This is a genomic window from Agarivorans sp. B2Z047 (assembly GCF_023373605.1).
Classification (GTDB): Bacteria; Pseudomonadota; Gammaproteobacteria; order Enterobacterales; family Celerinatantimonadaceae; genus Agarivorans; species Agarivorans albus.
The window spans coordinates 4,214,917-4,233,612 of record NZ_CP088080.1; the positions used below are offsets into that span (position 1 = coordinate 4,214,917).

An 18,696-nucleotide genomic window follows, 5' to 3' on the forward strand; every position below is an offset into this window, starting at 1 on the left:
GCTGATACGCTGTATCGAGCGAGCGCTATTAAACGGATTTTCACAGTGCTTGTCAACGGCCAGAGTGAAAAAATTTTTAATCCGCGCACAACTGCCAATTTAATAACCAATTAAGCTACTTTTTCAGCACTTAGTACTTGAGGCTCAGCAAGGTTAATCGATTCAAGTTCTACTGTCGTTTTCAAACGATCATCCCAGCGGCGTAATTGCAGCTGACCATCCATGGTTTCACACAATAAGGTGCAGTTTTCAATCCAATCACCATCGTTAGCATATACAACGCCCTGTTGCTCACTTAGCTCTGGGTGATGAATGTGACCACATATCACCACATCTACTCCTTGGCGTACTGCTTCATTCACCACCGCTTGGCGATAACGAGCGATAGCTTCAGTGGCTTTGGCAATTTTAGACTTGATATACCCCGCCAACGACCAATAGGGATAACCCAGCGCATGGCGAATTTTGCTCGAAGAGCGGTTTAGAAATAATAAGAAGTCGTATAAGTGATCGCCCAACTTGGCGTAAAAACGGCCAAAACAGACTTCTTCGTCGAACTGATCACCATGCACCATCAAAATTTGTTTACCGGTAATGCTGGTATAGCGGTAGTGTTTGCTCACTTTCACATCGGCGAGGTCCATGCCGTGATAAGCTTTAAACAGTTGGTCATGATTGCCGGGAATGTACACCAGTTCACAACCAGATTTAGCCAAACTCATCAAGTATTGCAGCACTTGGTTATGAGACTCTGGCCAATATACCCGGCGCTTTAACGCCCATACATCAACAATGTCTCCCACCAAAAAAATTCGCTTGGCTTTAGTTTGTTGTAATAGCTGCAGTAGCATTTCTGCCTTGCAATCTTTACAACCCAGGTGAATATCTGAAAGCCATAGGCTCTGATAGATCTGTTTTGTTGTCATTACTTACGCCACATCATCCCTGTTATGGCTAATCTAAAAGGCATATTTGACCAAAAAGTGACGCTTTGATGTCAAGACCATGACAGAATTATCATTGCTAAGCTAAGAGGCTTTGTTTAGTGTACTAAACTCAATTAGGCTAGTGAGAGTGCTTAGGCTTTAGTGGCGCTTAATCGAGTTAATTGGAATGCATAACCATCACGGAGTAGATAGTGAGATCTAATTCCCCACAACGCCCATTATCAATTGCCACCATTGGCGGCGGAAGCGGTCACTTTGTATTGTTATCGGCTCTTAGAGATGCAGATCACCTAGCGATTAGCGCCATTGTATCGATGACCGACAGTGGCGGAAGCACCGGCCGCCTGCGTGATGAACTCGGCATTTTGCCACCAGGGGATATTCTTAAATGTGTATTAGCCCTCTCTCCCTATCGAGAACTAGCCCGTAAGCTTTTGTTAAAACGCTTTACCAAAGGCAAGCGTTTGTCTGGTCATAGTGCCGGTAACATGCTACTTACCATGCTCTCGCAATACAGCGGATCTTTTTCGGAGGGTATTCAAGGCTTAGCGCAAATGCTCGACGTTGAAGGTGAGATTTTGCCGGTCACCATTGATAAGTCCACCTTAGTGGCGGAACTTACCAGTGGTGAACGTATTTTTGGTGAGAGTGCTATCGATTTGCCTCGCGGCGATCAACGAGAAAAAATAGCCAACGTATTTTTAGTTCCTCATCACGCTGAACAAGTGCGAGTTTACCCACCAGTGATTGAGCGCATCAACACAGTTGAGGCGATTGTATTAGGCCCAGGCGATCTGTTTACCAGCATTATTCCTAATTTGTTAGTACCGGGCGTTAAGGAAGCCATTAAGCGCAGCAAAGCTAAGCTTGTATATGTAAGCAACATTATGACTAAGTTTGGTGAGACGGACGGTTATAATTTAGAGCATTTCATTTCGGATTTAGAGCACTATTTGGGTCGACCTCTAGATGCTGTAGTGGTTAATAACCATATACCCAGTGACGAAATGATAGCTAGCTACAACCTGGAGCGCGCGCAAGTAGTAGCGGTTGATGATCTAGAGGCTATTGGTAACAAATATCAGCTAATTTATGCCGACTTAATTGATGAGGACAGCGACATAGTACGCCACGATTCAGAGAAACTTGCCAACGCCTTACTGCCCTACCTTAGTAGTTTAGACAGCCAAACCTTGTCGCTGGTAAAGGCTAGCGGAACTGAGGGTTAATATTGGCTCCGCCCGCTAAGGCTGAGTCAGGCATTCTGCGCATCAAATCATCCAGCTGAGTAAATACCGGACGTAATGACGGGTCGTATTTATCCTGCCAACGCCACTGCCACTCGTTGTCACCTTGGGTCCAACGTATCAGCTTTTCTGAACGGTGTTCTCCCGAGTATGGCGAAGCCAGTTGCTTGGGTACTTGCTGTAGTAGCGCATAAATATCTGAGCAAACCAACATCGACAGCTGTTGCACCGCTTCACTAGCATTGTCCTGCTTATGATAGGTTTGACGAATAGAATAGTGCAGATTTTCACAATCTACATTCACGGTTGTCATTCCATCAGGGCGATGGAACATGAAGCTTAGCTGATAAGAAGGAGCAGCTTTATCAAACAACGCTACCCAAGTGGTTGCGCCGCTTACTAGAACAATAACTGCGCCTAGTACAATACTTCCCCAATAGCGTGACTTTTTCGCCATAGCTTGCTCGCTCATTCCATGTGCCTATGGTTTATCAACAAAACGCAAAAACGCTTTATTTAGCCACCAATCTTTCTTTTCTCACTTTAAAGGTAGGGCAGATTTAATCGCTTGCAAAGCTCTTTTTTGATAATTAAATCAATTTAAAGAAGAGTGCCCTTGTGGATAAAATTGATTAGTTCAGTGAAAAGAGTTGCTTAGTAAAAAGCACCAGTTTGGGGCTAGAATATTTGCATTCGAAAAAACATAAAAAAAACTTTTTATACTGATATGACCACCCTTCTATTAATATTTGCTAAAATCGCCGCTCGCCGCATCATGCAAAGAAAGTGAGTTATGAATTTAAACCAATATTTTAGTCGCGAAGATCAACAGTTTGTATTTAGCAGACAACAAGCTTGTGATTTTGCCAAAGGCGTCGCCAACGACTTTAATGCCATTCACGATGCAGACTCTTCGCGTTTCTGTGTTCCTGGTGATTTGTTATTCTCAGTTATGCTAAACGAGCTTGGTTTAAGCCAAGACATGCAATTTACCTTTGCCGGCATGGTCACCGATGGCGTACCACTAAGTATTGAACAACAAGAACAACACTGCTTACTCGTAGATAACAACGGCAAAGAATATCTGCAATTAGAACGCAGCGGTGAAAACCTAAAAGATGCTGAGATTATTGGCGATATTATTGCTGACTATGTGCGTTTCTCTGGGCGTAACTTTCCGCACATATTAGTCCCCCTACTCGAAGAACAAGGCTTAATGCTGAATCGTAAGCGCCCACTAGTGATTTACGAAAACATGAGCCTACATTTCGAGCAATTGCCAACTCGCTCTCCACACTTAGAGTTTGTTGGCGGTGAGTTTATTCCCAATGGTAAACGTGGCGTAGCCTTGCTTAAATTTACAATCAGCGAAGATGGTAAAGTTATCGGCAAAGGTCAAAAACGCATGGTGCTGGGCAGCTTGCTTCCATACGAAAAAGCCGAAAGTGACATGCTAATTGATAACTACGAAGGGTGCCGCCAGGCCTTCTTAAAACGCCAACAAGCCTAAGCAACTAAAGCGCCAATCGGCGCTTTTATTTTATCTGCGATAAAGGCAAGGCTGTGTGGCTAAACACCTGCTGCAACACAAAGCTAGAGCGCACACCAGTAACACCTTCTATCCGAGTTAGTTTACCCAACAAAAACGCCTGATAATGCTCCATATCTCTTACCACAACTTTAAGCTGGTAATCTGCATCGGTGCCAGTAACTAATGCGCACTCCATCACTTCTTCATAGGCACTAATAATTTTTTGAAAATTTTCGAAGCGCTCTGGGGTATGCCTATCCATAGAGATATGAATATAAGCGGTTAGGCTTAGGTTGAGTTTTTTTTCGTTAAGTAAGGTTACGTGTTTAGCAATGAGCCCGGCATCTTCCAAGGCTTTTACCCGCCGTGAACATGGTGACGGAGATAAACCAACTTGCTCAGCTAACTCTAAATTGCTAATTCGCCCATTGTTCTGCATCAAATCTAAAATCTTTCTATCGGTGCGATCAAGGCGCATCACTTATCTCCAAATTTAAGCATCATTTCAATCTTGGTTTATTTCACCCTAAATACAACTAAACCACAACAATCATTGCCAACAAAATCTAAAAATACGCAATATAGACAAACACTCACCCTTTTATATTAAATATACTTATTACAGTGAAAAATACTCGGGAACGGCAACAAATATACCCATTTGCTAGCCAATAGTTTGCTCACCACGTTAACTAGCCCCACTCTAATCGGCATTTATCCTTTGCCAGTACAGAGAACAGTGAAACCCATCACTTAAGTATCCAAACTATCTAAAGGTGGCTTAGGCCACCTTTTTGTTTATTCTTTTGCCAGTTATTGTGCGCCATTTAATCGAAGCTCAATTATTTCATTTTTTTTACTGATTTCGGTTGACTTAAACCGGCAAAATTCGTTTAATAGCGCCCGTCGCCCGGATAGCTCAGTCGGTAGAGCAGAGGATTGAAAATCCTCGTGTCGGTGGTTCGATTCCGCCTCCGGGCACCAAACCTTAAAATGAAGACGTCCTAGGACGTCTTTTTTTTACCTGAAATTCAAGATAACCAGCTTCTGCGTCGGTTTACGGCTTAAACGAAAGCTTTGGGGCTTAGAATTGATGGTACATTAATGGGTACATTGTCATTATTCTGAATTGAACGGTGTACTAATAATGGCTAAACAAGTAAAACCTCTAACTGAATCCCAAATCAAAAATGCAAAGGGTAAAGAGAAAGAATACATTCTCAGCGATGGCTATGGTCTGCGATTACGCATCAAGCCTACCGGCACAAAAACGTGGTTATTGAACTATACTCATCCCATTTTGGGGAAGCGCGTTAATCTTACCCTTGGCACATATCCTTATACCACGCTTAAATTAGCACGTGACAAGCGCTTTGAAGCTAATGAACTTCTTGCTCAAGGCATAGATCCCAAACAATATAGAGACGAGCAACAGGCTCAGCAAAAGCTCGTGTTAATCAATACCCTTGAAAAAGTGGCATTGGAGTGGATAAAACTCAAACAAAACCGAGTTTCTGCCGACCATATCAAGACCATTGAGCGCTCTTTAGCCCTACATGTCTTTCCCAGTATTGGGGATATACCTATTACTGACATTACTCCGCAGTTGGTAATTCAGACCCTAAAGCCATTAGAACACAAGGGGAGTTTGGAAGTACTTCGCCGACTCTGTCAGCGACTTAACGAGGTGATGAAGTTTGCCTGTAACCATGGCTGGGTTAAATTTAACTGTCTGACAGATATCAAAGATGTGTTCCTACGTCCCAAAGTCGAGAATATGAAAACCCTTCGTCCTGAAGCGCTTCCTGAACTAATGAAAGCTCTGTCTCGTGCTCAGATTCAATTTACCACCCGCTGTTTAATTGAATGGCAGTTACACACTATGGTGAGACCCGGTGAAGCAGCCGGCACCTGTTGGGATGAAATCGACTGGGGGAAAGCCCTGTGGGTCATTCCGGCCCCTCGAATGAAAAAAAAGCGCAGTCATAGTGTGCCTTTAACCCCTCAGACATTGTCCTTACTCCACGAAATGAAAAAAATTACCGGTCACGGGGTTAGTGAGTTTGTCTTTGCCTCCTATAAAGATGCCTCCCGCCATTGTTGTAGTGAAACGGCTAACATGGCCATCAAGCGGATGGGATTCAAAGGACGTTTAGTTTCTCATGGTTTACGTGCACTGGCCAGTACCACACTCAATGAACAAGGCACCTTCAATGGCGACTTAGTGGAAGCGGCATTAGCCCACGGAGAAAGAAACAAAGTGCGAGCGGCCTACAACCGAAGTCAGTATATCGAACAACGCCGTCCGATGATGCGCTGGTGGAGTGACCATATTACTGCAGCGTCACACCCCACTTTCCAAGTCAGGGATAAAGTATAACTGATTAGGGGCTCTACTGAGCCCCTAATCAACAAATGTTCCGATAGTGCGTATTCTCATCCATAGCGCTCAGCGACCTCGGCAACGGGGTAACCGTGAACAATTATTTGATTAACGGTTTCTTGTTTGAATTCTGCTGAATACCGTGTGCCTTTGGCCATGGTTTTACCTTTTATGGTGAAGTTACATTTTTACCATAAAAAGTGTCGGGTGCTCTCAGGCCTTACCAATCTTTTGGATGAAATTAGATACTCAGGAAGCAGTATGAAGGCCCTCGCTCGCAATTCGCCTTATGAGTGCTTCAGATTCCAACACGCTAAACTGGACGACCTACTGCGAAACGAGAGAGGAAAGCGCTCTGTTGCCAATGCCTTGAGAAAACATGGTTTATCGCTGTAAGAGTATATAGCCCCCATTGATCAGGGGGCGAGGCAATCAAACACTCTTGACTAAGTATCTGTTTAATCGAGGCTTAATGTGGCGTATGAAAGGACATTTGAGGCTTATCAGTAGAACCAACTTTGATACTTCCGTTATTTTGAGTACTCTAACACTTATCAAACATGGCAGCCTTTTAAGCCAAGTTACTCTTAACTAATTAAAGCAAATTCTCTAAACACTATTTCCAAACAGCTCAACATGAAACGTTGATGATATTACAAACCCAAATAAGAAAGTAACCGCACCGGTAACAATATTCTAGTGGACGGGAATTTTCTTGTGAGTTTTGCTCGTCCTGAAGTAAGCGAAGCTAACTTTTACATCATTACGACGAAGTGGATTAATGAGAGTGGGGAGTACTTCATTACCTTGCACATTATCGAACGAGGCTACAGCGCTCACTATCTCATGAGTATCGGCATCAGAGGCCAAGTGCACCTTGCACCGCTTCTCCTTACTGCACTTACGGACTTTTCATTCCCTTTCACCGGAGGTCTTCTACCCTCTTGTATCAATCACTATATGCCTAGCAGCACCCGTACACCGCTGGCTGTAGTTGACCTCTACCGTCTTAGCTCGCTTGTTAATACAACTATAGTCCGGCGACTTGAGGCCAACATCCATCAGCTGAAATACCGAGTTAATAAACCCCTCGAGCGCCCGCAGAGGTAAGTTAAACACACCCTTAACCATGAGCGTGGTGCTGATGGCCGAGTCACTGTAAGCATTGCTACGACCCCGACGACCAAAAGGGTGTTGGTTGCACCATTACTTGAGAGCTACATCGTCCATAAAAAAAATTAGCGAACCTCCTTGACTTTAGGCGTGGTTATATTATATCCAGTTAGTAATTTTGTCCTTGGCTGTGCGCATGGTGCGATCTGATTGTAAAGTCAAGCGTTCAGATCGCAGATGGGCAAGATGGTTCAATTAGATTTAGGCAACAACGCTTCGAGTAGATTAAGTATTTTTCTGCGATCAAGCTTAGCTCGTGCGTCCACTATTTGTAATTCTCATTTAACGTGGGCCGGGAATATGTACTTGTGAACTCGCTCTCGCTGAATGGCAGCTCGCTCGCAGTCAATATTATCCAAAAATATCTGATGTTTCTGGTCGGAGGGATTACGCTCGACAGTCACTACAGCTAACCCTCGCTCTCGTACGAGAACGCTTTTGCGCGTGTATCCGATGATTCCCGCCCTCAAACACCAAAATCATTACCAGAAATTTTTCAAACTACTGTTGATTGCCTTGAGGCTACATGGCAAATGACATTTATTGACAAGAAAAACATTATATTTAAATCAAATTTTTCGCACCAACAGGTATCATCTTCATCTGCGCGAGAGCCTCACTGCAGTTATTTATCCTCTCGCATGCTGCAAAGTCAGAATTTTAAACCCAATTGTAACATTTCACTGATGGTAATAGATTTCTTTTACACAAAACATTCTTTTATTATTCATAGTGATGACCAGTATTTACCCCGGCTTGTTGCGCATCGTATCAATAGTGTTAGTATTAATTACGCCGTCGGCAGTAACTTTTATCAAATTATTTAAGGAAGCAAAATGAAATTTGAAAGCGAGCAATTTAAAAAAGAACAAGCATTTTTCAGAATTAGTGACACTGGCTTATTCTTTGATGAAGAAGTTATGGAAGAAGAGATTGAGAGCTCTTCGTTGGAGAATGAGCTAGAAGCTGACTCTGAATAAAGATTAGGGCGTATCATTACGCCCTTTTAAGTATATGCCTACAGTATCAAAGACAGTAAATGACAGCTTAAGGTTATGCCAGGAACTGCGAGTTAAGTGCAATAATCAGCACGAGATAAGCGATAACTGGTCCATGAACGCTTATATTTCTCGTTGCTTTGAACTTGAATATTTATCAATTTTTGAAGGTAACTTTAGCCACCAATCTATTTTCGAACTAAAGTCAGCAGAGAAACTTTATAAGTCAAACATAATACAGAGAGACTATAGAGCTAGACTACCACCGATAGATATAGATTTTGTAAAGACCTTGCTAAAAAGCATAAGTTTGGACCTAAAACATGTGCTTAGGCGTTCAAAACTGTCGATACACGAGCTTATCACATTAAAAAGTAAAGCTGACTTACCCTTAGAAGAGCTAATTGAAACAATATCAAAAGTGACTTTTGAAATATTCAAAGTTGAGATTTCATTAATAAGCGTTGGCATTAGAGAAATATCTATAAAATCAAACAAATTATTAATAAGAGTTGTTCATGGCGACCGAAACTCTTCATTACCCGTGGAGTATATTTCAAACCAGGGAAAAAGCTACGTGTTGATAATGATTAACTTTGACCCAACCAAGGATTATTTTAGTATACAGAATATGGTTTCTCTAGCCCATGAGGTTGGTCATGCCCTCAACTTTCATTATGAAAACTTAACAAAAAATAGGATTGTTTTAACATCTGATATAGAAATAGAAGATAGAGAAACTATACCTATGATGTTCGAGTGGATAGCCATTAGTTTATTTCAAAACAGTCTTATAGAGCAAGACATGCTAAATCTTTCTCTTAGCTATCTAAAATGTGAACTTCTTCATGAATGCTTGGAACTGGCTACTTCAATGCAATCGGAATGTAATTGTGACTATAGCAAAGCTAGAGCTTATGGAAGAGTTCGTTCCTTAAACTTTATAAAACTGGCAGATATCATATGACTGTTAGCAATAAACTAGACTCATGCCAGAGAACCAATCCAAAACTACTAAGCGACTACAACTCTATCTTGGCACTTAGTTATAACTATAGAACAGAACCTATGGTTGAAAATGTTAGTCACGTTCAGCACTACAGCAAAAAGCTAGACATGAAAATTTCAGTTCCAATTAGTGCCACTCCAGTTTGCATCAGCAACATAGGGGTAATAATTTGTGGTAGCGATGGCTTTATTAACATGTACTCTGAGGATCTGAGCGATATAAAATGGCGTCACAGGCTAAACTCAAGAATATACGCTACTCCAACAGTGCTTTTCAAGAAAAAGCAGATCATAGTTGGTGATGTTGATGGGACGGTAGTTGTTCTAGATTACGAAGGAAAACGTATCAGCAGGATAGCGAACGGTAAATGTATCTACAACAACATAGTCACTAACGAAGAAGAGACTATTGCTTACTTTAACACATTTGAAAGGAAACTGTACTGCGTTAGCATCGATAAGTTAGATGTTTTGTGGGTTGCTAATCTGCCCACTCCTTGGTTTAAGACGCAGGAATCATTCGCTGCAAATAGAGATCCATACGCTGCTCCAGTCATCACTGACCAAGGAACCATATTATCCGCTAATGGCAACAAAATATCAGCCTTTACAAAGAAAGGAATACGAGTATGGGAAATCGAACTACCAGCAATGATTAGGGCTACACCCGCTTTATGCTTTAGATCAAAAAGGGGAGTTGCGCCTTGTGTAAATGGCAAAGTTGTCGTCTTTGATTATGATCTAGGAAAAACCCTAATGATTGAAGACTTGCAGGGTAGGATCGTCAATAGCCCTGGATTATCTAATATGTCTTGTTGCGTTGGTGATCTTAGTGGCAATTTACTGTGCATTGACTTGAATGAACTGTCTGCCAAATGGAGAGTCAACGTTGGAGCGGGGCTAGATCATGGTTCTGTAACCTCAACACCTGCTGGCGACTTCGTTTTTATAACAGATCGTGGCAATGCCATTTGCTTGTCTTATGAAGATGGTAGTTTTATTTGGGAAAGTATGCAGACCATTGGCTTACCCAACCAATCGACTAAATTAAATCAAAGCTTAAACATTACTAACAATGGGAAAATGTATGCATCATCATATGATGGATACGTGTACTCATACATTTTTGAGGAGGAAAAATATGAAGCATACCCTGACTACAAATAATGAATTTTCAAATATGCTGATTAACATAGATTGTGGAAGTTTAGAGAAGTCTATCTTCACTAAGGTTTGTGAAAAATCTTTGGATGAACATGATATGTCCCGATTAGGATTACCTATTGGTCAAGTGTTTGAACCTAGTGTATTAAAAGAAATTTGCTTATACAATAACTTGGATCTTGAATCAGTACTCGACTTAAGCTTTGTTGCTACAAAACGCGCAACACAGTTAAAGAGTGAAATCTTAAACTGCGAAAAAAGAAATGATATTTATAAGATAAATGTCGCAGCTAAACTTTCATCTATGAGTCGGTTTAAACTATCTGATGAAATACTTAAAACCGTGTCTGAAAATGACGAACTTAATAATGATGGAGTTAAAGTCGAATTAAACTTCATCAAATTTCTGAACGCTAACAGAACCTCGAATTATGAAAGTGTTTCTTCAGCTGTTGAGTCGTTATTATGCATTGCTTCTACTAGAAGAATTAAACCTGACGCCGTCGCTAACGTATGTGCTCAAATTGTGGTTTGGTATTGCAAGTATAAGTACACTAGTTTCAATCCAATTAGCGAAAAATATTATAGAATAGCTACCTCTCTAGCAAATGATGTTTTCACTAATAGTCATCTATCTACAGAAAGTAAGTCATCTTGGTACAGAGCATTTGCAATGGTACCTGCTGCAAATAATGACCTCGTCGAAACCAGACGTATGATGGAAAGTGCTAAATCATTTGCATTGGACTCACTGAGCAAAAATAGCAGTCTAGAGAGTATCAACCTACTTAAAACATATTATGAGTCCACGATCAAAGAATGCATATACCTTTCAAAAGATTTTGAAAGAGCGGAAAATGCAATCGAAGATCTTATAAACCTAGATCCACATTGGTCACCATCACATAGTGAAGCTTCAGAGGTGTATTATGAAAAGGGTGATTATGAAAAAGCATTAGAACATATAAATATGGCCATTAAGATTGGACCTCCTTATTTAATGTACAACCTTTTCATTTTAGGTAAAGTTCATAGAAAAATGAATAGAAATGATTTAGCAGAAGCATGTTTTACTCATATTACTAACAATGATCCGTCAAACATTACAGTGAAAGAGTTATTGTCATAATAGTAAACTAGGTTGAACTTAGCGCCTTGTGCTAAGTTCAACAGTTAATTTTTGATTAGTTTGTGGAGTGATAGAACTAGATTTATGAAAAGTATTAAAGGCGTATACAGTTTTGCGCTGACTATGACCATGAGCGGATTTATATCAATCTCTTATGGTTTGACCGACATACTTATGGTCGCGCCTCTTGGAATAGAATATGTTTCAAATGTAGGCCTAGGAGAAACTATTTATCTTGCTTTATTAGTTCTAGGGATTGGAGCTGTAGACATATTCACATCCAAGTATTCAAAGCAAAACAATTTCGACAGCATTAGCTATTCGCTCCTTATTTATACAATATTAAATTTGCTCATCTGGTGGTTTATTTGCCTTACCATTACTGCATTTGTGCCTGTGTTTCTAGACCACTTTGGTTACGATTATGGCATGGTAAATGGCGTTTCTTCATATTTAAGCATAAGAGCATTGGGAATGTTTTTCCATTTTCCACTTCTTGTAACTCTTTCTGTACTTAGAATAGTTGGCGAAAAATCACTTACTGTAAAACTTTTGATTGCAGGCGCTATTTTGAACGCAACTTTAAATTATATTTTGCTATATAGTGAATTATTTTCCGATAATCTCTTGTCTCCCGAAGAGTTAATAGCATTGTCATCATTTATTACTGTAGGGATAACTTCTTTAGCTGCAGTGATTTGTAGTAAAAAACTTGTAAAAATAGACAATAGGAAAAATAGAAGTATACATCAACTAAAGGAAATGGTTGGAGCAAGCGCCAGCATAAGCTTCTGGAACTTGTCAGATTATTTAGTTTCAATAGTAGCACTACTGGTTTTAGCTAAAATCAACATGAACTTGTTACCGAGTATAGTATTGGCTTTTCGTGTAATGTCGACGTTTTATAGACTTCCTCAAGGATTTTGTGACGCATTACTACACTACTTTTCTCGTTATTCCTCAACAACTAAAGACTATGATTCCAGAGTTAACTTTTTAAAAAGATTTTATTACAACTCTCTCTGCTTCTGTCTTCCTATAATCTTATTAGTAGTAATATTTTCGGCGCTATATTGTCTCTTTTTTGTAAATGATAGCGAGTTCTCCGCGCAAGCATTTTTCCTGGTTGTATTGACACAGGCTTTGTTTTTCCCATTCTATTTGGCGCAACATTTTGCTTCGCAAGCGCTAATAGTTATAGACAGGCACTCTAGCGTTTCTAAGTTTTCATCAGCCACGTATTACTTGTTCTGTATTCCTCTTATTTTGTTGGTGGGATGGCTTTCTCTAGATTTCATCTTGATTGTTGTAATTGCTGAATTAGCATTAGTAATCAACTATTACTTGTTCGCTAAAGATTATAAAAGTGTTAGACCTACGTTAATTGAAACAGGTAATGCAGAGGGGCGAGATGTCTACTAACTCTGATAGAACACGTAACCCGAGATCCTCCACAGGGTTTGCGCGATTAGAGATCAGCAATGATACTGTTAGTACCAATTCAAAATATATTCTATTTGGAGTTGCTTCAGATGTGGGTGGTACTTATCCAGGCCAATCAATGAATGGGCCAAATTTGATAAGAGCAGCTTCAAAGAGTCTTTGCTGGCGAGATGGTAACCCTAGTTCAGTGTTTACGATGTCTAGGGAATACAGTCAAATATTTGAGAACAATCGGGTTGTTGATATAGGAAACATTCACCTTACATCAAATACTTCTTCAAGCGCAGTGGAAGAGCTCTATTGTCGTTTGAAAGAACTACCTAGCAATGCCGTTAGAGTTATGTTGGGGGGGGATCACTCGCTAACTTATGCAAATGTAGCCGATACATATGAACGAAGAAACAAAGGCTTTAAATATATTCACATAGATAGTCATTTGGATACTCAGTTAAAAGGAGATTATTCAAACGGAAAGCCTACTAAATTGCAAGAGATTAATCATAGCAACTTCGTTTCTCACTTGAGTTACAATATACCTAGCATCGAGTTTCTACATCTTGGGATAGATCACTTTCAATGTACTGAGCTCGGTAACATTTACGATGTAAAGAGATATCTAGGCGAAATGGGTACACAAGTATCGTCATTTGATTTGATGGTAAATGGATGTAAAGTTTTAGATGAACTATTGATAGAAGGAGAAGATATATATTTGAGCATCGACGTTGATTCTATCAACGCATGTTACATTTCGTGTACACCAATGCCTAGCGTTTCTGGAATAGATCTACATTTGTTAGTAAAAATAGTCTCTTATATTAAAAGCAAAGCAAATATTATAGGGTTTGACATAATGGAATTTGGATGCCCAAGAAATGCGGTTGATAGTAAGACCAAAAATGAGGCGACATTAATCTCTCAGTTAATTTCTTTTATTTTGGAATGAGAGAAGCAAAATCATGGAATATAATACTAACATACTGTCGGACGTTTTTGTCCAAGCTACAAGTTCTTCTTCGATAGTTTTTGATGGAAAAAATTTTTTTGTTAAGCATCATTCTATTCGCAAAGGGGCTAGTGTTACGGCACTACAAAAAGGCAATCTGTTTCATTCAGCTGCTAACGATACAGATGCTGATTCTATAAAACGCAACATCAGTGCATTAGGTATTAGTAAATTTTCCTTTGGCAGCTACAAAAGCCAGCAAGTAGTTAACTCTCCTCATTGCAACAAAAGCCTAATCGAAATAGCATCTAGGATAAAAGATATTCTTTGCTTTGGTATCGAGCCGAGTTGTCGGCTATTTGTAGACTTTGTATCTGATTATTATGTTGAAACATATAACAATGAAGAATCCAGAATAAGTAATTTAAACTATATCAACGTTATTTTTAAGTATCGTATATCTCTAAAGAGCACTTATAATAGTATAAGGTATTGTATACCAAGTTTTGATATAGATAAGGTAGATAAGCTAACCATGGAGCAGGCACGTCGAGTGTGTTTTCTCCGGAGTTCACCGCAAACTGCAAGTAGGCCAAACATTGAAGGTTACCCAGTCGTCATCGGGCCTGGATCTGGCGCTACAATATTTCACGAGTCTATTGGGCACCCTCTAGAGTACAACTTATCCATGGGAGTTTCTGAATCAACAAAAATGTCAATGGGCAAGATTATTGGTCCTAACACACTCAGTATCAACGACTGTGATATCGAGAAGGGATTTTGTGTTCACGAAGAAAAAGTCCCTATTGCAAAGATATCTCAAAGGACATTAGTAAAAAACGGCCGCCTCAAATCATATTTAACAGATAGATACTCCTCCGCGAAGTTCAATTTACCATATACAGCATCAGGAAGACGCTCTTCTTATTTGCATCCTTCGTCTCCAAGAATGGGAAGCACTTTCGTTGCAACGGGAGAGTTTAGCAAATCAGAAATTATAGGAACAGTTGAATTCGGTGTATACATAGGCGACGTCTCTAATGGCGAGTATAACCCAATTTCTGGCGATTACTCAGCGATAGGCTATAACTCATATCTTATCGAAAAGGGAGTCGTTACTAAAAGAATTTGTAATCTAAGAATTAGCGGGAAGTTGTTTGATATCACATCAAATATAGGAATGATTGGGAATGATTTAAAGTGGAAGTTTGGTATGTGCCATGGGATCAGCGGCACTATACTCACTTCTGTTGGTCAGCCAACCATAAAGTATGATTCATTAAAAGTTGAGTATGTATGACATGCAATTTTTTTGAGATGACCTCTGATGTTATCAATAGTGAGATCGCTAATAAATCTTTAAAATACTCCCTTTATCTTACCAAAGAAAAATTGTTCATTGCGGAGTTTGGTAGTTGCTCATTGTCAAAGTCAATTATTAAGAAAAATGGCATTTTGATATTGCAACTTAATGGCAAAAAATCTTGCGTTAGCTTTGACGCTGGTGATATTCATATAATAAAGTCTTCTGTAAATTTTGCGCTTGATCAACTGAATAGCGGCAATAGCATATTTCCTTACGAAATTTCAGATTATGGAAGGACTAACAAGGAATATACTGATATATCTAGTGTCGAACTATGCGATGTTACAAATATCCTTTTGGACTTTGTTAGCAACTTTGGCAACTCACTTAGTAAATGCTATTTAGATAATTCAAAAGCTACATATTCTCAGGTAACAACTCATTTGGAAAATAGCTTTGGTTCAGTAGGCAGCCACACGTATGAACATTTTTTTCTACAAGGATTACTACGTAGTTCAGTTAACTCTAGTTATTACTTAGGTGGGAGTTCCGCAACTACAATAAAGAGTTTAGATATAGATGGGTTGACTTCCTCATGCATCAACATCGCAGTTGATTACTCTAAGGCAGATAGTCTTGAAGTTGGTACGTATGACGTACTTTTCTCTTGTGACTGTCTAGATGAACTTTTTTCAAAGTTCATAGAGCGTCTTTATACACTGCCACAATCTAAACGAGATGCTTTAACTAAGGTTATTGGAAAACAGCCTCCCTTTAGAGTTGATTTCGTCGATTCCAGTGATGGCAACTTCACGAAGCCTTTGTTTGATATAACAGGCAGGAAATTAACCGATGTCTATGTTATAAAAAATGGCAGAATAAACACTTCCACCTTTCAACGACTAAGCGCATCTTTTTCAAATGGTTATTTGAAGAAAACGCCAAGAAATGGCTTTATCAAGCGTAACCTTTACTCTACATATTGCTCACAACCCGATCGATATCTTTTTATTAATCAAATACTGGCTTCGTCCTCTTCTTGTAATTTGTTAACAGGAGAATTTAGAGTTAGGGGAAGCGGGTTTGTTGTTTGTGGTGGAGTTGAGTTGTCTACTTTCTTTAATGAGCCGATATCAGGTAACTTCTTTAAGTTACTCTCCGAACTCGAGTTTTTGGGAGACAACGTATGTTCAAATTTTGAAAGTGACTTCTACTCTCCAAATTTGTTGCTTAGGGGAATTAATGTATGTTAGTACGTCAAGATAAAAGTAGGATTTTGGACTTCTCAAGCAACTGTAGTGAGGCACTTGACATATCAAGTATCATAAGTGACATAAATATTGACGAGCTTTATTTGAATGAATATCCTTTTGGGTTAGCAAGAAAATTAGAAAGTATGATACTCAACTCCTTTCAACATCTTCGAGTAAACGCTATGCTTTTTCCTGGGGGAAGCGAGGCAATTAGGTCTTTTTTAGTCGAGAATATTAGGTCAGATGACGAAGTTGTTTTGTCAAGTAACACTTTTTTTCTTTACGAACAGATACTAAATCATATAGGTGCCAGAATTGTTAGTGTTCCCTCTGACTTAGGAGAGGACAACATTTTGTCTTACGCAGAGGCTTCCAGCACACGTACTAAACTTGTAATCTTGTGCAACCCTAATAATCCAACAGGTCAACTTTTTAGTTTAGAAGATATGCGTAACTTACTGATAAACATTTCTTCTAATACATTGGTTTTAATTGACGAAGCATATATTGAGTTCGCAGCAAACAATGCAGCAACCTTTGCAGAAAAGTTATTTTCTGAACATACTAACGTAGTAGTAATACGAACTTTTTCTAAAGCTTACGGATTAGCGGGAATTAGACTTGGGTATCAATTAAGGCATGATGAATGCTTGTTAACAACCCCACATCTGACTCCATACGCCGGTATTTCTTCCATATCTTTAGCCATCGCGATTAGAATAATGGAGATTCCTAGTTTAATCACAACTCTAAAAAAACTGATTGATATTGAAAAGATAAAAATCTATAGATTTTTAGACGAATTAGGCATATTACATTTAAAATCAGAGGCAAATTTTGTTCTGTTTTATATGGGAAGCATGCAAATCGACTTTTGTAAGTTCGCATATCACAATTACCAAATAAAGGTACTGCCTTACATAGATTTAGGTAAAGATGGCTGGATTCGTTTGACTATAAAGTCTTCTGAACACAATGAAATTTTCAAAAATTCATTAAGGAGTTACTTGAATGATCTGTAAAGCTAACATGCTGAACAATACGCTTCCCTTCACTATCACTACTATGAACTTTGCTTTATGCGAAAAAGATTTTGTGACTTACCCTTCATTAGACACACAACTAAAAGCAAAGCTCTCGGAACTTCTATCGGTACCAGACAGATCAATCAGTTTAAGTCCAGGATCGACACTACTAATTAAAAGCTTTTTGCATGAATTATCGAGAACTCACAAAAGTTGTTTGATGCTCAAAGGCGCATACGAACTACCGCGCAAGATCATGAAGCATTTTGGAATAAAGCAGAAGTTTGTTGACCCTATGCTTTTTAATTCATTTAACTTTGATGATGCTTCGTTTGATATATTTTGGATCGATACTCCCAACAATCCAACAGGCTACTCCGTTCCACCTTCAAGCCTTGTCAAAGTGCTCGCTAAACTACCTCAGGAAGTAGTTAAGTTAGTAGACCTCGCATCTCTTGACTTTCGCTATGAAATTTCAAGTCAACACATTCAGCAAATGATAAGCTCTAGTTCCAATGTAGTAATCTTCAAAACTTTCTCTAAGGCTTTTGGTCTAGCTGGCTCCCCTATAGGGTACGCTATTTGTAGCAATGATATTGTAGAAAGAGTTAATAATTGTTTGCTACCTTTTTCGTTGCCTAACAGTTCAGTCAGAGCCGCTTTAGAAGTGTTAGAAAAAGGAGCCAAGAAGGCAAGGCTACTAATGGATTCAGAAACCGAATATTTAGCTGGCCAAATAGAAAGCTTAGGATTTAGCGTGCAAACTACAGATTCAAATTTTATTTTAGTAAACTTTGGAAATAAACTAAAAAATATAGGCTTATCACTAGCTGAACATAATATATTTATAATGCCTTTATCAAAATACGGAATCACAGATAAAGCACGGATCACAATTAGAAATCGCAAAGAAAATGATTACTTCCTATCATCTTTAAAATGTATATTGCAAAACCTGTAGATGAACACTCTAAACATTTAGTAGGACGCACCGTTACGTTACATCATATTTTCGTTAATAAAAGTTACAGCCATCTATCAAATTAACCAAGCATCTACTCCATATATAACGAATATATTCTATTAAATATCAATATATGCAGGGCGTAATCCGTAGCTGCAAGCACAAAAGGCATCACCCCA

17 protein-coding genes, 1 tRNA gene and 1 pseudogene are annotated in these 18,696 nt (G+C 39.2%); 14 read left to right on the forward strand and 5 right to left on the reverse strand.

All coding sequences use genetic code 11. The features are described 5' to 3' along the window. Positions 1-110: 110 nt before the first annotated feature. A complete protein-coding gene (locus LQZ07_RS19440) occupies positions 111-926 on the reverse strand; it encodes a UDP-2,3-diacylglucosamine diphosphatase (RefSeq protein WP_152786199.1) in 816 nt (271 codons plus the stop codon). A 212-nt stretch (positions 927-1,138) separates the two neighbouring features. Between LQZ07_RS19440 and yvcK the strand changes: the two genes are divergently transcribed. Continuing rightward, a complete protein-coding gene (yvcK, locus tag LQZ07_RS19445; RefSeq protein WP_152786197.1) occupies positions 1,139-2,176 on the forward strand; it encodes a uridine diphosphate-N-acetylglucosamine-binding protein YvcK in 1,038 nt (345 codons plus the stop codon). Here yvcK and LQZ07_RS19450 read toward each other — a convergent pair. Next, entirely contained in the window at positions 2,157-2,666 is a 510-nt protein-coding gene (locus LQZ07_RS19450) for a hypothetical protein (protein WP_016403899.1), read from the reverse strand. The genes yvcK and LQZ07_RS19450 overlap by 20 nt on opposite strands. 321 nt (positions 2,667-2,987) lie before the next feature. Between LQZ07_RS19450 and LQZ07_RS19455 the strand changes: the two genes are divergently transcribed. Beyond that, positions 2,988-3,704 carry a DUF3581 family protein gene (locus LQZ07_RS19455; RefSeq protein WP_152786195.1) on the forward strand — a complete coding sequence of 239 codons (717 nt, stop codon included), beginning with the start codon at positions 2,988-2,990 and terminating at the stop codon, positions 3,702-3,704. A 25-nt stretch (positions 3,705-3,729) separates the two neighbouring features. Here the strand turns inward: LQZ07_RS19455 and LQZ07_RS19460 are convergent, their stop codons facing one another. Next, positions 3,730-4,206 (reverse strand): Lrp/AsnC family transcriptional regulator, encoded by a 477-nt coding sequence (locus LQZ07_RS19460; protein ID WP_249483287.1) that lies wholly within the window; start codon positions 4,204-4,206, stop codon positions 3,730-3,732. Positions 4,207-4,633: 427 nt separating this feature from the next. Between LQZ07_RS19460 and LQZ07_RS19465 the strand changes: the two genes are divergently transcribed. Together LQZ07_RS19465 and LQZ07_RS19470 are read left to right on the forward strand one after the other, a co-directional pair. After that, positions 4,634-4,709: transfer RNA gene (locus tag LQZ07_RS19465), tRNA-Phe, on the forward strand. Between the two features lie 163 nt (positions 4,710-4,872). Further along, the gene (locus tag LQZ07_RS19470) at positions 4,873-6,105 is read left to right on the forward strand and encodes an integrase arm-type DNA-binding domain-containing protein (protein WP_152786191.1); all 1,233 of its coding nucleotides are present in this window, start codon (positions 4,873-4,875) and stop codon (positions 6,103-6,105) included. A 56-nt stretch (positions 6,106-6,161) separates the two neighbouring features. Here LQZ07_RS19470 and LQZ07_RS19475 read toward each other — a convergent pair whose 3' ends face one another. Beyond that, on the reverse strand, positions 6,162-6,266 hold the full coding sequence (locus LQZ07_RS19475) for a transposase (RefSeq protein WP_152786189.1): 105 nt from the start codon (positions 6,264-6,266) through the stop codon (positions 6,162-6,164). A gap of 589 nt (positions 6,267-6,855) precedes the next feature. Then, positions 6,856-7,362: pseudogene (locus LQZ07_RS24720) on the reverse strand (transposase); the annotation flags it as partial. 755 nt (positions 7,363-8,117) lie between these two features. On the opposite strand from LQZ07_RS24720, the gene LQZ07_RS19480 reads away from it, so the two are divergent. The 10 genes from LQZ07_RS19480 (at position 8,118) to LQZ07_RS19525 (ending at position 18,514) form a co-directional block, all read left to right on the forward strand. Beyond that, positions 8,118-8,261, forward strand: coding sequence for a hypothetical protein (locus tag LQZ07_RS19480; RefSeq protein ID WP_194164245.1), 144 nt, complete (start codon positions 8,118-8,120; stop codon positions 8,259-8,261). 133 nt (positions 8,262-8,394) lie between these two features. After that, the gene (locus LQZ07_RS19485) at positions 8,395-9,246 is read left to right on the forward strand and encodes a hypothetical protein (protein WP_152786187.1); all 852 of its coding nucleotides are present in this window, start codon (positions 8,395-8,397) and stop codon (positions 9,244-9,246) included. Positions 9,247-9,347: 101 nt separating this feature from the next. Continuing rightward, positions 9,348-10,454, forward strand: coding sequence for a PQQ-binding-like beta-propeller repeat protein (locus LQZ07_RS19490; protein ID WP_194164244.1), 1,107 nt, complete (start codon positions 9,348-9,350; stop codon positions 10,452-10,454). After that, positions 10,429-11,580: a M48 family metallopeptidase gene (locus LQZ07_RS19495; protein WP_152786183.1), complete on the forward strand. Its 1,152-nt coding sequence runs from the start codon at positions 10,429-10,431 to the stop codon at positions 11,578-11,580. The genes LQZ07_RS19490 and LQZ07_RS19495 overlap by 26 nt, the downstream gene beginning before the upstream one ends. 84 nt (positions 11,581-11,664) lie before the next feature. Then, entirely contained in the window at positions 11,665-13,002 is a 1,338-nt protein-coding gene (locus LQZ07_RS19500; RefSeq protein ID WP_152786181.1) for an MATE family efflux transporter, read from the forward strand. Beyond that, positions 12,992-13,969, forward strand: a complete 978-nt coding sequence (locus LQZ07_RS19505) for an arginase family protein (RefSeq protein WP_194164243.1) — start codon at positions 12,992-12,994, stop codon at positions 13,967-13,969. The genes LQZ07_RS19500 and LQZ07_RS19505 overlap by 11 nt, the downstream gene beginning before the upstream one ends. A gap of 13 nt (positions 13,970-13,982) precedes the next feature. After that, positions 13,983-15,269, forward strand: coding sequence for a TldD/PmbA family protein (locus LQZ07_RS19510; protein ID WP_152786177.1), 1,287 nt, complete (start codon positions 13,983-13,985; stop codon positions 15,267-15,269). Positions 15,270-15,286: 17 nt separating this feature from the next. Next, complete coding sequence (locus LQZ07_RS19515; RefSeq protein WP_194164242.1) at positions 15,287-16,528, forward strand: metallopeptidase TldD-related protein; 1,242 nt, start codon at positions 15,287-15,289, stop codon at positions 16,526-16,528. Continuing rightward, positions 16,522-17,550, forward strand: a complete 1,029-nt coding sequence (locus LQZ07_RS19520; RefSeq protein ID WP_152786173.1) for a histidinol-phosphate transaminase — start codon at positions 16,522-16,524, stop codon at positions 17,548-17,550. The genes LQZ07_RS19515 and LQZ07_RS19520 overlap by 7 nt, the downstream gene beginning before the upstream one ends. Further along, the gene (locus LQZ07_RS19525) at positions 17,540-18,514 is read left to right on the forward strand and encodes an aminotransferase class I/II-fold pyridoxal phosphate-dependent enzyme (RefSeq protein ID WP_152786171.1); all 975 of its coding nucleotides are present in this window, start codon (positions 17,540-17,542) and stop codon (positions 18,512-18,514) included. Before LQZ07_RS19520 ends, LQZ07_RS19525 begins: the two co-directional genes overlap by 11 nt. Positions 18,515-18,696 lie beyond the last annotated feature (182 nt).

Coding starts and splice junctions, on each gene's coding strand:
- LQZ07_RS19505 (WP_194164243.1), top strand. CDS start 12,992: ATGTCTACTAACTCTGATAGAACACGTAACCCGAGATCCTCCACAGGG.
- LQZ07_RS19450 (WP_016403899.1), bottom strand. CDS start 2,666: ATGAGCGAGCAAGCTATGGCGAAAAAGTCACGCTATTGGGGAAGTATT.
- LQZ07_RS19520 (WP_152786173.1), top strand. CDS start 16,522: ATGTTAGTACGTCAAGATAAAAGTAGGATTTTGGACTTCTCAAGCAAC.
- LQZ07_RS19470 (WP_152786191.1), top strand. CDS start 4,873: ATGGCTAAACAAGTAAAACCTCTAACTGAATCCCAAATCAAAAATGCA.
- LQZ07_RS19475 (WP_152786189.1), bottom strand. CDS start 6,266: ATGGCCAAAGGCACACGGTATTCAGCAGAATTCAAACAAGAAACCGTT.
- LQZ07_RS19515 (WP_194164242.1), top strand. CDS start 15,287: ATGACCTCTGATGTTATCAATAGTGAGATCGCTAATAAATCTTTAAAA.
- LQZ07_RS19500 (WP_152786181.1), top strand. CDS start 11,665: ATGAAAAGTATTAAAGGCGTATACAGTTTTGCGCTGACTATGACCATG.
- LQZ07_RS19455 (WP_152786195.1), top strand. CDS start 2,988: ATGAATTTAAACCAATATTTTAGTCGCGAAGATCAACAGTTTGTATTT.
- LQZ07_RS19490 (WP_194164244.1), top strand. CDS start 9,348: ATGGTTGAAAATGTTAGTCACGTTCAGCACTACAGCAAAAAGCTAGAC.
- LQZ07_RS19525 (WP_152786171.1), top strand. CDS start 17,540: ATGATCTGTAAAGCTAACATGCTGAACAATACGCTTCCCTTCACTATC.
- LQZ07_RS19485 (WP_152786187.1), top strand. CDS start 8,395: ATGAACGCTTATATTTCTCGTTGCTTTGAACTTGAATATTTATCAATT.
- LQZ07_RS19440 (WP_152786199.1), bottom strand. CDS start 926: ATGACAACAAAACAGATCTATCAGAGCCTATGGCTTTCAGATATTCAC.
- LQZ07_RS19480 (WP_194164245.1), top strand. CDS start 8,118: ATGAAATTTGAAAGCGAGCAATTTAAAAAAGAACAAGCATTTTTCAGA.
- LQZ07_RS19510 (WP_152786177.1), top strand. CDS start 13,983: ATGGAATATAATACTAACATACTGTCGGACGTTTTTGTCCAAGCTACA.
- LQZ07_RS19495 (WP_152786183.1), top strand. CDS start 10,429: ATGAAGCATACCCTGACTACAAATAATGAATTTTCAAATATGCTGATT.